Source organism: Streptomyces sp. H27-C3 (assembly GCF_030063415.1).
Taxonomy (GTDB): Bacteria; Actinomycetota; Actinomycetes; order Streptomycetales; family Streptomycetaceae; genus Streptomyces.
Map to the genome: position 1 here is coordinate 34,802 of NZ_JASITA010000032.1, position 11,450 is coordinate 46,251.

Genomic DNA, 11,450 nt, shown 5'->3' on the forward strand with positions numbered 1-11,450 from the left:
TCAGCCGATACTCGAACCGAGGTTCGCCATTTCACTTCGGGTGCTGCGCATCTCTCTCGAAAGACCGGTCAGGCTCTTCCGAGAATCGCGGGCCGCTTCCACTATGTTCTTCCGGTCGACTACGGCCTGCTTCTTGGCACGGTCGAGACTGTCCAGCTTCGCCTGTATTTCGCTGATCCTGTTGATCTCGCGGACTTTCTTTCGCACCACCCCTTCGGCTTTTTCGACGCCTGTGATCAGTCGTCCGACCTCGGTCCTGAGGCGGAACACATCAGTTTTATTGCCAGATTTGTGCGCCTCTCTCGCCTCGGCTTTCTTATCGGCTATCCCCTCCTTCAGTCTGCCGATCCTGTCCAGTTCGCTCTGTATCTTTGCGGCTCTCTTGTCGATCTTGCTGTCCTGGCGATCGAGCCGCTCCTCCAGCCGCTTCTTCTGGTCCACCCAGGGGAAAGTAATCCACTGCTTCCCTCCGATGGTGATGCCCTTTTCGTCCACTTTGGCCAGGGTGAAATCTGCCTTAACCAGCGTGAGCCCGAGCGCTATGGCGGTCATATCGAACTTGAGACCTGTGAAACTGTTGCTCAAGGCGGTAACGTCGATCTTGAGGAGGGCTACGCTGTGGCTGATGTCGCGATAGACCTCTTTGTAGTGCAGCGATTCCTTGGGGTCGATCCAGGACGGCTGCCACTGGGGGTCGTTGCCGCCCGGTGCGGGTGGAGACATAAGTCCTCTCCTTTGTCATTGTTGACAGGGTGAAACTGTTTGGGGGAACTCGTGATCATTGGCCCATGGATCGCCTGGACCATGGCGCTCGGGCCCGCTGTGGCGGTAGCTCCGTTCGCTGCATTTACGCTGTATGTGTACCTGCGCCTGAAGATCAAAGGCGTACAGGTCGAAGCGGAGTGCGAGACCTACCGTTTGGTGGGGGACAAGCATTGTCTTAAGTACCGGTACGCGGACCAGGCCGAGCGGGAGCGCGTACGAATCGTAAATCTGTCATTCCCCGTGCCGCGTGCGAAAAAGGGGCGGCCACTGGAAGTGGTGTACGACCCTGCGAGGCCGGCCAGATCCCGGTCTCGGCACGAACTGAACCGTTGGATTCCCTGGGCAGGGGTAACCGTCGGCACCTACCTGTTCGTGCAGCTGGTGCTCGGGATTATTGGGGGCGCGTTCCTGTACGTCGGAATGTTCGACAGATGACTGTCCGGCGGGGCTTCAGGCGAAGAACTGACTGAGCTCCGCAACGCCGGGCCGCCGCGGCGGCCCGGCGTCTTCCGGTGCCGTCCCGGTCGCTTCCGATTCGTCCGCGGAATCACCCGAAGGCCGCGCCACCGGCACCGGATACTCCAGCGGCTCCGCTTCCTCGTCCTGGTTGACCGTCGCGAACATCCAGTTGGATTCGGCGAGTTGGTCGACCGTGGTGGCCAGCAGATAGTCGGTCACCGACCACTCCGCCGACTCGCCGTGCAGGTCGCGGACGACGGCGCTGTCGCGTGGCATGTGCTTGACGAGCACCGCGAGTCGGCGGGAGGAGAGCCGGCCGCGGTGCCAGTCGAGCAGGTCCACGCCGTAATGGCGCAGCAGGTCAGCCTCAAGGGCCTCGGCGTGTTCGTCGACGAACTCGCCGAGGCTCAGCTTTCCCCCAGGCCCAGCCCCGTCTCCTTGCCGTATGCCTCAAGGATCGCGGCGATGTCCTGCATCGTGACGTCGAGCCGGTCGAAGCGGGTGAACTGCTGCTCGCCGAGGAGGAGCCGGAGCAGGCCGTCCACGTCGTTGTCGTCGAGCTCGCGCAGCTTGCGGGCGGTGGAGCGGGACAGCTCGGTGGGCAGTTCGAAAGTGGTGTCGTCGAGCTCGAACGACCAGGCGCGGCCGAGCGCTTCGAGGCGCTGGGCGCGCGCCGCGTTGACGTTGAAGGTGGACATCTCAGTTCTCCTTGCAGCGGATTGGTGCGTCGGTGGTGGGTCCGGTGGTCCGGCGCGCGGCAGAACGCGCCGCGCGCCGGACCACCGGGGGAGGGACAGGGAGTTACGCGGACGCGTACGACTTGTCCTTCATGAGCCACGTCGCCAGGTTGGAGCTGCCTTCCGCGGCGAGCGCCGTGAAGGTCACGCCGAGCTTCAGCGCCCCCGTGCGGGTCAGCGCGATCTCCTCGGTCTCGGTGACCTGACCGCGCGGAATGATGAAGCGGTACGTGACATCCGCGCCGTCGCTGAACTCGATGCCCAACTGGCGCTCGTCCCGCTGCGGCTCGGCGGCCAGCTTGTACTCGAAGGTGTCCACGGCGCCGGTCGCGACCACCGGGGTCACCGCGCTGCCGCCCATGAAGAACGGCAGGGTGTCCTTGTTGAACTGGAGCAGCTGGAACTTCACCGTCAGGTCGCGGTCGGAGTAGATGAACCGCGCCGGGCTCACCGACTGCCAGGTGTCGACCGGGTCGATCTTGTCCTTCTTGTTGAACTTGATCCCGTCGGTGGTGGTGTAGCCCAGCTCGGTCCAGCCCGCCGGCCACGCGTCGGCGGTGTGCTTGGGGGCGGCCGGGGGAGTGGCGCCGGCCGACGCGACCAGGATGCGGCCGGTGCCTGCGACGCGGATCTGGCTGCCGTTGTTGTTCGCCATGAGTGCTCCTTGGTGGTGAGTGGTGTGTGGTGAGTGAGGCGCGCTGGGTACGACAAAGCCCCGCCGCGCATGCGGCAGGGCCGGTTCTGGGGTGCGTGAGGTGCGCGGCTACGCGGGACGGACGGAAATCCGGAACGTGGAGACATAGCGGCTGGCTTGGGGCCGGACGAAGTCGGGCAGCCAACGCGGCCCGTCCGCCTCGGTGATGTCGGTGAGCGTCGTGGTGCCGCGGACTGTGCCGGTGGCGGCCAGTAGCGCCGCCCTCGCCGTGTTGGCGAGCGTGTGCGCCGTGGTCTTGTCCGGGCCGTAGACCTCCAGCTCGACCAGTGGCTGATCGAGGTGCAGATCGTCGATCCAGGCCCCGCCGACGCGGGAGACGAGAACGGCCTTGGCCGTGCCGTCGAAACCGGCCGGCGGTGACTCGTCCACGATCACGCCCGCCAGTTCCGAGCGGTCGGCGAGGAGGTCCACAACGAGAGCCTGCACATCGGGGAAGACGCTCGGGGGAGAGGGCATGACAGGGGCACTCCTTTCGTAGGGGGCGCAGAAGGGGCTGACGTGCAGCGGCGGAGCTGCACCCCGGAGGGAGGGGGCACAGCTCCGCCGCTGCACTTATTGTGATCCATCTCGTGCGTGCGCGCAACTAACTAGATGGAGATCGATGTGCTCCGCACTTTCAGTGGTCGCTGCGCTACGCTGCGATCAATAGAACGTACATACGAGAGAGTGCGATGTGATGCGCGAAGTGCCGTACGGGGCGTGAGGAGCGGTGGGCGTGAAGTTCAGCACGACGACAGGGCGGACAGCGGGCGGTGAGCGCCTGTGGTGATCAGTGGGCATGAGCGACTGACCGATGTGGTGGCGGCTGCTGTGGAGGTGGCCGCCGAGGCCGCGGAGGCCGGGACGTACACCGCGGACGTGGGCCGGACCCTCACCGATGTGGTCGGCAAGGTCGGCGCCCGCATCGCACTCGACGCGGAGGTGCGCGGCTTCACCAGTGGCTGGCAGGAGGCCATGTCACTGGCGGCGCCCAAGGCGTCGCCCGAGGCCCAGGTCCTGCGGATGCCCGGCTCCCCGGACCGCGCGGAGAGCCCCTGACGGGGCTCGTCCCGCCCCGTCCGGAGCGCTTTCCAACGGCCCGCGGACACAGCGAAGGCGCCGGGCCGGCCACCCTTGGAGGGGGTGGCCGGCCCGGCGCCTTTCTCGTACCTGCGACTTCAGTTCCGCGGTGTACGCGGCCTGCGGCGCGCAGCCCGTTCCGCGGCGAACACGTCCGCCAGCCGGAAGAGCTGGGCGCGCCCGCGGTGCCCGGCGGGCGCCAGGTGTCCGAGCTGCACCCACTTGCGGATGGTGGCCGGCGCGACGTCCGCCTCCTGGGCCGCGAGCGTGCCGGTGACGAGCGCGGCCCGTGACGGGGCCGACGGCTGCTGACGGGCGTTCATCGCGCCCCGCCAGGTGCGTCGTCCGGGGAGTTGTCCGGTACGTCGCCCGACATCCGCGCGATGATCTCCCGCGCGTCGGCGCCCGCCGTCCGCGCCAGCTCCGGCCACGCGCCCTCCGTCCAGATGTGCCGAAACGCCGGATCGGTCGGGCAGTCGCACTGCGGATCCGTGCACCGGCAGGCCGGGTTGACGCACAGGACGGCCCGGCGCTCGGGGAAGGCGCGCATCGACACCGAGTCGCACCACGGGCAGCGCCCGCGCACCCGCACCATCGACTCGGCCTCGCCCAGGGCCCTGGCGCAGCGCCTGGCCATGCGACGCATCTCGTCCCGTACGTGCCCGGCCAGGACCGGGTCGCCCGCTACTCGCTCGCGCAGCGACATGAGGCGCAGCAGCCGCTGCGGCACGGCGGCGCGGCTCGGCCTTCCCAGGCCGAGCCGGTCGTGGACAGCCTCGTCCAACTCGACCACGCCGTCCGTGATGTCACGGATGGCATCGGATATGTGCAGCCGCACCGGCGCGGCCGAGTGGCCGGGTACGGCCAGCCCGTGCCGCTGCTCGTTCAGCAGCGCCTCGCGCTTCTCCTCCCGGGTGCGCGATGCGCGGGCGGACAGCTCCGCCGCTCCGGGCTGACGCGGTTCCCCGCTCAACGACCCTCGGCCAGGGGCGAGTTCGGTAAGAAGCTCGGGGAACTGGCGGATCAGCATCTCGGTCCACAGCGAGGCGGCGCGCGCCGCGCCACTGCCGTCGTCGGGGGTCGGATTCGTCTTCATGGAGTGCTCCGTATCTGCGTCCGGGTTCGGTTCCGCGCGGCTCCCGCCGGCCCCGCTCATCGGCGTCCCTCGACCGCGACCGGCCGCCCGTTGCGCCACAGCCGCCCGGCACTCACGCCGTCGAACCAACTGGTCGCGGGCGCCACGGACTCCTCGCACTGCCGCAGCACGGGGCAGCGGGCGCAGGCCCGCAGCGCGGGCTCGGCGTCCGCCACCCGTCGTGCGAAGACGACGGCGGGCGGCAGGCCCGAGCAGGCGGCAGACGCCCGCCAGCCGGAGAACTCCGGGACGTCGGGGGCCGGAACAGTGCGTAATGCGGGCATGGTGGTGCTCCCAAAGCGCGGCCGAAGCTGATCGCAACAATGTGTTGCGAGCTCGCACACTGGCACGTTGCGATCGGGCGCGCAATCATGATTCGGGGTGCGCGCGTGCGAAATCCTCACAATTGCTTGCTCGCAAGCGCGTAGTTCCGTGCGCGCAAGCGCGTTAGTCTGGGATCCGCTTCGGAGGGAGGCGTCCACCCGTGACCGCCAGCGAACTGGAACAGTTCACCGCCTGGATCGAAGACCTGATCCGCCGACGGGGATATGACATCGACAGCCCGCGCGGCGGCGGCAAGTCGCGTCTCGCCGACGAGGCGGGCGTGCACCGCGCGGCCATCACGCGACTGCTTCAGCGCCAGAGCATGCCGGACCTGGAGACCACCCGGCGGCTCGCCCAGGTGTTGCAGGTGTCGGTGCGCGAAATGCTGATCCGGTCCGGCCGGCTGTCCGAGGAGGACCTGCCGCTGCCCGACGTGCCGGACGGCCCGTCCCGTGACACCACCGCGCACCGGCTCACCCTGGAAGAGGCCGCGGAGGGCCTGGGCGTCCCGGCCGACCAATGGGACATGTTCATCAAGGTCGCGGGCCAGTTCCTGCCGGCGTCTGAGGCGGCCTGGTCCGAGCGGGCCGCGGCGGCGCGAGGCGCGTCGACGGCCGTGAAGGGTGCCCGGAAGGGCTGAGACCGGGCCCGTATGCTGGTCCGGGCCTGTCCCCCCACTCACGCAGGCTCAACGCCGTTCGGGGCCGTACCGGCTCAGCGGCGCTAGCAGCGGGTAGCACCGCCCCGATGTGCGCCGGCCTGATGTCACCGGCGGGATGGGCAGTGATGGGACGCGAAAGTGAGCCGGGTACGGCGAAGGGCAAAGAGCGCTCCCGCCCGCCGGGTGGCCCCCGCGAACGCGACAAGGGAGCGCCGACGTTCCGTGGCGCCCCGCATCCGCGCAATGCCGTCCGGGCTCCGCCCGAGCCGCCGGACGAGCTCCCGGACCTGCTCGCCACGCTCGGTGAGTACTTACGGGACCACCCTCCCGAGGACGTCGCGATCCTCCTTCGCGCGGAGCTGGAACAGCGCGAGTTCCGGGCGTACGCGAACGGCTGGCAGGACGCCGCCGACGAGTACGAGCCCGCCCTGGAGCAGGCCCGCCGCGCCACGCAGGCGCGCAGACTGCGCCTGGTCGGCCGCACCCCGGGCCAAGCCGCGCTCATCCCCTTCCCGCAGGACCCGCGAGGCCCGCAGGACCCGCGAGGCCCGCAGGACCATCGAGGCCGGCAGGACCCGACGCCGGTCCGTAAGGACGACGACGTAACGGCGGACACCGAACCCGTAGCCGTAGCGGCGCACGAAGAAGCGGACCACAAGACGCCCACCCCCGAGGCCACCCCCACGGAGCACCGCCCCGGCCTTGTGGTGAAGAATGGGAACTCCCGCGTCCCCACCATCCCGCGCCTCCCCGCGCACCGCCCCGTCCGCCGCGACCGCCCGTGAACCTGCCGAGGCGCCCGCCGGTGACCCGGCCGCGCGACCGCCCGTCACCCCACCGTGAACACCCCGTGAACCCGCCGCCACTGAAAGTGCTGGACGGAGCGGACGCATCGGTACAGATCCGGGCGTGGGCATTTGTTTTGACCGGAGTCGATGAGGTAGGTACGCTCAACCCTTGTGCCTGGGGTGTGCCTGGGCTCTGGGACGTGCCTATGTCCGTTCCAAGAGCCAGGGCGATTTCGCCGCAATCTGCAGCTTCTCTGTTCCGCGGGGTTGTTCGCAGTGTTCGACACACCCGACCGCGTGGGTCGGTGGTGTTCCAGGTTAGTTTCACAGTGATCGGCACACAGAAACCGGAGAAGTAGTGCCTACGATCCAGCAGCTGGTCCGCAAGGGCCGGCAGGACAAGGTCGAGAAGAACAAGACACCCGCGCTTGAGGGTTCGCCCCAGCGTCGTGGCGTCTGCACGCGAGTGTTCACGACCACCCCGAAGAAGCCGAACTCGGCCCTGCGTAAGGTCGCGCGTGTGCGTCTGACCAGTGGGATCGAAGTCACCGCTTACATCCCGGGTGAGGGACACAACCTGCAGGAGCACTCGATCGTGCTCGTGCGTGGCGGCCGTGTGAAGGACCTGCCGGGTGTTCGTTACAAGATCATCCGCGGCTCCCTTGACACCCAGGGTGTCAAGAACCGCAAGCAGGCCCGCAGCCGCTACGGCGCCAAGAAGGAGAAGTAAGAATGCCTCGTAAGGGCCCCGCCCCGAAGCGCCCGGTCATCATTGACCCGGTCTACAGCTCTCCTCTTGTCACCTCCCTCATCAACAAGATCCTGCTCAACGGCAAGCGTTCCACTGCCGAGCGGATCGTGTACGGCGCCATGGAAGGCCTCCGCGAGAAGACCGGTAACGACCCGGTCATCACGCTGAAGCGTGCCCTCGAGAACGTGAAGCCTTCTCTCGAGGTCAAGTCCCGCCGTGTCGGTGGCGCCACGTACCAGGTGCCGATCGAGGTCAAGCCCGGTCGTGCGGGCACTCTCGCGCTGCGTTGGGTCGTGGGTTACTCCCGCGCCCGCCGTGAGAAGACCATGACCGAGCGCCTCATGAACGAGCTGCTCGACGCCTCCAACGGTCTTGGCGCTGCTGTCAAGAAGCGCGAGGACACCCACAAGATGGCCGAGTCGAACAAGGCCTTCGCGCACTACCGCTGGTAGTCGCTTTCCCCATCGAGACCGAGAGAAGATTGAGCCTTATGGCCACCACTTCGCTTGACCTGGCCAAGGTCCGCAACATTGGGATCATGGCCCACATCGACGCGGGTAAGACGACCACCACCGAGCGGATCCTCTTCTACACCGGTGTGAGCTACAAGATCGGTGAAGTCCACGACGGCGCAGCCACGATGGACTGGATGGAGCAGGAGCAGGAGCGCGGCATCACGATTACGTCTGCCGCGACGACCTGTCACTGGCCGCTCGATGAGGTTGATCACACGATCAACATCATCGACACCCCGGGTCACGTCGACTTCACCGTCGAGGTGGAGCGTTCGCTCCGCGTCCTCGACGGTGCCGTCACCGTGTTCGACGGTGTGGCGGGCGTCGAGCCCCAGTCCGAGACTGTCTGGCGACAGGCGGACCGCTACGGCGTGCCGCGTATCTGCTTCATCAACAAGCTCGACCGTACGGGCGCCGAGTTCCACCGTTGTGTGGACATGATCTCCGACCGCCTCGGCGCGGTCCCGATCGTGATGCAGCTGCCCATCGGTGCCGAGATGGACTTCCAGGGCGTCGTCGACCTCGTGACGATGAAGGCCTTCGTGTGGTCCGCCGAGGCCGCCAAGGGCGAGGCGTACGACATCATCGACATCCCCGACACGCACGTCGAGGCTGCCGACGAATGGCGCGGCAAGCTCCTTGAGACCGTGTCCGAGCACGACGACGCGATGATGGAGCTGTACCTCGAGGGCCAGGAGCCCACCGTGGAGCAGCTGCACGCCGCGATCCGTCGTATCACCCTGGCTTCCAAGGGCGCCGCGGACTCCATCACGGTTTCCCCGGTGTTCTGCGGTACCGCGTTCAAGAACAAGGGCGTTCAGCCCCTGCTCGACGCGGTCGTGCGCTACCTGCCTTCTCCCCTTGACATCGACGCCATTGAGGGTCACGACGTCAAGGACCCCGAGAAGATCATTTCGCGTCAGCCGTCCGACGACGAGCCGTTCTCCGGTCTTGCGTTCAAGATCGCGAGCGACCCGCACCTCGGCAAGCTCACCTTCGTCCGGGTTTACTCGGGCCGCCTCGAGGCCGGCACTGCGGTGCTGAACTCGGTGAAGGGCAAGAAGGAGCGCATCGGGAAGATCTACCGCATGCACGCGAACAAGCGTGAGGAGATCCCCTCGGTGGGCGCCGGCGACATCGTCGCCGTCATGGGTCTGAAGCAGACCACCACGGGCGAGACGCTCTGTGACGAGAAGAAGCCGGTCATCCTGGAGTCCATGGACTTCCCGGCCCCGGTCATTCAGGTCGCCATCGAGCCGAAGTCCAAGGGTGACCAGGAGAAGCTGGGTGTAGCCATCCAGCGGCTCTCGGAGGAGGACCCCTCCTTCCAGGTCCACTCGGACGAGGAGACCGGCCAGACCATCATCGGTGGTATGGGCGAGCTCCACCTTGAGGTGCTCGTCGACCGCATGCGACGCGAGTTCCGCGTCGAGGCGAACGTCGGCAAGCCGCAGGTCGCCTACCGCGAGACCATTCGTAAGACCGTCGACCGCATCGACTATGTGCACAAGAAGCAGACTGGTGGAACAGGCCAGTTCGCGAAGGTGCAGATCTCGATGGAGCCCATCGAGGGTGGCGACGCGTCCTACGAGTTCATCAACAAGGTCACTGGTGGCCGCATCCCCAGGGAGTACATCCCCTCGGTGGACGCCGGTGCGCAGGAAGCCATGAAGTTCGGCATCCTGGCCGGTTACGAGATGGTCGGTGTTCGCATCACCCTTCTCGACGGTGGCTACCACGAGGTCGACTCTTCGGAGCTGGCCTTCAAGATCGCCGGTTCGCAGGCGTTCAAGGAGGGTGCCCGCAGGGCCTCTCCCGTGCTCCTGGAGCCGATGATGGCTGTCGAGGTCACTACGCCCGAGGACTACATGGGCGATGTGATCGGCGACCTCAACTCCCGCCGTGGCCAGATTCAGGCCATGGAGGAGCGCAGCGGCGCTCGCGTCGTGAAGGGCCTCGTGCCCCTCTCGGAGATGTTCGGCTACGTCGGAGACCTCCGCAGCAAGACGTCGGGTCGCGCAAGCTACTCGATGCAGTTCGACTCCTACGCCGAGGTTCCGCGGAACGTCGCCGAGGAGATTATTGCGAAGGCCAAGGGCGAGTAGCTCCCCCGAGTGCCCGCTTTAGGCTTGACACCGACCGCCGGGATTTTCCCGCATTTGCCGTGTGGGAGACCCCCCGGCGGTCGGCATCCCAGCAAAATCACCTGGCGCCGATGAAGCAAGGCGTACAGAACCACTCCGCAGGAGGATCCAGTGGCGAAGGCAAAGTTCGAGCGGACTAAGCCGCACGTCAACATCGGCACCATCGGTCACATCGACCACGGTAAGACGACCCTTACGGCCGCCATTACCAAGGTGCTGCATGACGCGTTCCCGACTCTGAACGAGGCCTCGGCCTTCGATCAGATCGACAAGGCACCCGAAGAGCGTCAGCGCGGTATCACGATTTCGATCGCGCACGTGGAGTACCAGACGGAGTCGCGTCACTACGCGCACGTCGACTGCCCCGGTCACGCTGACTACATCAAGAACATGATCACGGGTGCGGCGCAGATGGACGGCGCCATTCTCGTCGTCGCCGCGACCGACGGCCCGATGCCGCAGACCAAGGAGCACGTGCTCCTGGCCCGCCAGGTCGGCGTTCCGTACATCGTCGTCGCGCTGAACAAGGCCGACATGGTGGACGACGAGGAGATCCTGGAGCTCGTCGAGCTCGAGGTTCGTGAGCTCCTCTCCGAGTACGAGTTCCCGGGCGACGACCTTCCGGTCGTCAAGGTCTCGGCGCTCAAGGCGCTTGAGGGCGACAAGGTCTGGGGCCAGACCGTTCTCGACCTCATGAAGGCCGTCGACGAGTCGATCCCGCAGCCCGAGCGCGACGTCGACAAGCCGTTCCTGATGCCGATCGAGGACGTCTTCACGATCACGGGTCGTGGCACGGTCGTCACCGGTCGTATCGAGCGTGGCATCCTCAAGGTCAACGAGACTGTTGACATCGTGGGCATCAAGGAGACCAAGACCACCACCACGGTCACGGGTATCGAGATGTTCCGCAAGCTGCTCGACGAGGGTCAGGCCGGCGAGAACGTGGGCCTCCTCCTCCGTGGCATCAAGCGCGAGGACGTCGAGCGCGGCCAGGTCATCATCAAGCCGGGTTCGGTCACGCCGCACACCCAGTTCGAGGCCCAGGCCTACATCCTGTCGAAGGACGAGGGTGGCCGTCACACCCCCTTCTTCAACAACTACCGCCCGCAGTTCTACTTCCGCACCACGGACGTAACGGGCGTTGTGACCCTCCCCGAGGGCACCGAGATGGTCATGCCTGGCGACAACACCGTCATGACCGTCGACCTCATCCAGTCTGTCGCGATGGAAGAGGGCCTGAAGTTCGCCATCCGTGAGGGTGGCCGGACCGTCGGCGCCGGCCAGGTCACCAAGATCACCAAGTAGTCCGGTGGTCTGACCTGGTTGCTCGATCAGAGCACCAAGAAGGGCCCCTGTACCGCCGTTCGCGGCGGTACAGGGGCCCTTCTGTTTGTCCT

16 protein-coding genes are annotated in these 11,450 nt (G+C 66.7%); 8 read left to right on the forward strand and 8 right to left on the reverse strand.

Features of this window, described 5'->3' with window-relative positions; all coding sequences use genetic code 11:
• Nucleotides 1–723: a hypothetical protein gene (locus QMK30_RS27480; RefSeq protein WP_283521027.1), complete on the reverse strand. Its 723-nt coding sequence runs from the start codon at nt 721–723 to the stop codon at nt 1–3.
• A gap of 39 nt (nt 724–762) precedes the next feature.
• Here QMK30_RS27480 and QMK30_RS27485 point away from each other — a divergent pair, with 39 nt between their 5' ends.
• On the forward strand, nt 763–1,200 hold the full coding sequence (locus QMK30_RS27485) for a hypothetical protein (protein WP_283521028.1): 438 nt from the start codon (nt 763–765) through the stop codon (nt 1,198–1,200).
• Nucleotides 1,201–1,215: 15 nt separating this feature from the next.
• Here QMK30_RS27485 and QMK30_RS27490 read toward each other — a convergent pair whose 3' ends face one another.
• The 4 genes from QMK30_RS27490 to QMK30_RS27505 all read right to left on the reverse strand — a co-directional run bounded on the left by QMK30_RS27490 (nt 1,216) and on the right by QMK30_RS27505 (nt 3,132).
• The gene (locus QMK30_RS27490) at nt 1,216–1,566 is read right to left on the reverse strand and encodes a hypothetical protein (RefSeq protein WP_283521029.1); all 351 of its coding nucleotides are present in this window, start codon (nt 1,564–1,566) and stop codon (nt 1,216–1,218) included.
• Nucleotides 1,567–1,631: 65 nt separating this feature from the next.
• Entirely contained in the window at nt 1,632–1,922 is a 291-nt protein-coding gene (locus QMK30_RS27495) for a hypothetical protein (RefSeq protein ID WP_283521030.1), read from the reverse strand.
• A gap of 103 nt (nt 1,923–2,025) precedes the next feature.
• Nucleotides 2,026–2,616, reverse strand: coding sequence for a phage tail tube protein (locus QMK30_RS27500; protein WP_283521031.1), 591 nt, complete (start codon nt 2,614–2,616; stop codon nt 2,026–2,028).
• Between the two features lie 108 nt (nt 2,617–2,724).
• A complete protein-coding gene (locus QMK30_RS27505; RefSeq protein ID WP_283521032.1) occupies nt 2,725–3,132 on the reverse strand; it encodes a phage tail termination protein in 408 nt (135 codons plus the stop codon).
• Nucleotides 3,133–3,441: 309 nt separating this feature from the next.
• Here QMK30_RS27505 and QMK30_RS27510 point away from each other — a divergent pair, with 309 nt between their 5' ends.
• Entirely contained in the window at nt 3,442–3,714 is a 273-nt protein-coding gene (locus QMK30_RS27510) for a hypothetical protein (protein WP_283521033.1), read from the forward strand.
• A gap of 119 nt (nt 3,715–3,833) precedes the next feature.
• On the opposite strand, the gene QMK30_RS27515 is transcribed toward QMK30_RS27510, so the two are convergent.
• The 3 genes from QMK30_RS27515 to QMK30_RS27525 are packed head-to-tail and all read right to left on the reverse strand — an operon-like array spanning nt 3,834 to nt 5,154.
• The gene (locus tag QMK30_RS27515; RefSeq protein WP_283521034.1) at nt 3,834–4,058 is read right to left on the reverse strand and encodes a MerR family transcriptional regulator; all 225 of its coding nucleotides are present in this window, start codon (nt 4,056–4,058) and stop codon (nt 3,834–3,836) included.
• Complete coding sequence (locus tag QMK30_RS27520) at nt 4,055–4,831, reverse strand: hypothetical protein (protein WP_283521035.1); 777 nt, start codon at nt 4,829–4,831, stop codon at nt 4,055–4,057. The genes QMK30_RS27515 and QMK30_RS27520 overlap by 4 nt, the downstream gene beginning before the upstream one ends.
• Nucleotides 4,832–4,887: 56 nt before the next feature.
• Nucleotides 4,888–5,154, reverse strand: coding sequence for a WhiB family transcriptional regulator (locus QMK30_RS27525; RefSeq protein WP_283521036.1), 267 nt, complete (start codon nt 5,152–5,154; stop codon nt 4,888–4,890).
• 200 nt (nt 5,155–5,354) lie between these two features.
• Here QMK30_RS27525 and QMK30_RS27530 point away from each other — a divergent pair, with 200 nt between their 5' ends.
• From QMK30_RS27530 to tuf, 6 genes are all read left to right on the forward strand, one after another.
• The gene (locus QMK30_RS27530; RefSeq protein WP_283521037.1) at nt 5,355–5,834 is read left to right on the forward strand and encodes a helix-turn-helix domain-containing protein; all 480 of its coding nucleotides are present in this window, start codon (nt 5,355–5,357) and stop codon (nt 5,832–5,834) included.
• A 146-nt stretch (nt 5,835–5,980) separates the two neighbouring features.
• Nucleotides 5,981–6,640: a hypothetical protein gene (locus QMK30_RS27535; protein WP_283521038.1), complete on the forward strand. Its 660-nt coding sequence runs from the start codon at nt 5,981–5,983 to the stop codon at nt 6,638–6,640.
• A 361-nt stretch (nt 6,641–7,001) separates the two neighbouring features.
• Nucleotides 7,002–7,373 (forward strand): 30S ribosomal protein S12, encoded by a 372-nt coding sequence (gene rpsL / locus QMK30_RS27540; protein WP_003948652.1) that lies wholly within the window; start codon nt 7,002–7,004, stop codon nt 7,371–7,373.
• Nucleotides 7,374–7,375: 2 nt separating this feature from the next.
• Entirely contained in the window at nt 7,376–7,846 is a 471-nt protein-coding gene (gene rpsG / locus QMK30_RS27545) for a 30S ribosomal protein S7 (RefSeq protein ID WP_283521039.1), read from the forward strand.
• A 38-nt stretch (nt 7,847–7,884) separates the two neighbouring features.
• Entirely contained in the window at nt 7,885–10,014 is a 2,130-nt protein-coding gene (fusA, locus tag QMK30_RS27550) for an elongation factor G (protein ID WP_283521040.1), read from the forward strand.
• 150 nt (nt 10,015–10,164) lie between these two features.
• Nucleotides 10,165–11,358, forward strand: coding sequence for an elongation factor Tu (gene tuf, locus QMK30_RS27555; protein WP_283521041.1), 1,194 nt, complete (start codon nt 10,165–10,167; stop codon nt 11,356–11,358).
• Nucleotides 11,359–11,450: the final 92 nt, after the last annotated feature.

Excerpts from the sequence above, each read along its gene's own strand:
- QMK30_RS27480 (WP_283521027.1), bottom strand. The coding sequence starts at position 723 with ATGTCTCCACCCGCACCGGGCGGCAACGACCCCCAGTGGCAGCCGTCC.
- QMK30_RS27495 (WP_283521030.1), bottom strand. The coding sequence starts at position 1,922 with ATGTCCACCTTCAACGTCAACGCGGCGCGCGCCCAGCGCCTCGAAGCG.
- QMK30_RS27500 (WP_283521031.1), bottom strand. The coding sequence starts at position 2,616 with ATGGCGAACAACAACGGCAGCCAGATCCGCGTCGCAGGCACCGGCCGC.
- QMK30_RS27505 (WP_283521032.1), bottom strand. The coding sequence starts at position 3,132 with ATGCCCTCTCCCCCGAGCGTCTTCCCCGATGTGCAGGCTCTCGTTGTG.
- QMK30_RS27515 (WP_283521034.1), bottom strand. The coding sequence starts at position 4,058 with ATGAACGCCCGTCAGCAGCCGTCGGCCCCGTCACGGGCCGCGCTCGTC.
- QMK30_RS27520 (WP_283521035.1), bottom strand. The coding sequence starts at position 4,831 with ATGAAGACGAATCCGACCCCCGACGACGGCAGTGGCGCGGCGCGCGCC.
- QMK30_RS27525 (WP_283521036.1), bottom strand. The coding sequence starts at position 5,154 with ATGCCCGCATTACGCACTGTTCCGGCCCCCGACGTCCCGGAGTTCTCC.
- QMK30_RS27535 (WP_283521038.1), top strand. The coding sequence starts at position 5,981 with ATGGGACGCGAAAGTGAGCCGGGTACGGCGAAGGGCAAAGAGCGCTCC.
- rpsG (WP_283521039.1), top strand. The coding sequence starts at position 7,376 with ATGCCTCGTAAGGGCCCCGCCCCGAAGCGCCCGGTCATCATTGACCCG.
- fusA (WP_283521040.1), top strand. The coding sequence starts at position 7,885 with ATGGCCACCACTTCGCTTGACCTGGCCAAGGTCCGCAACATTGGGATC.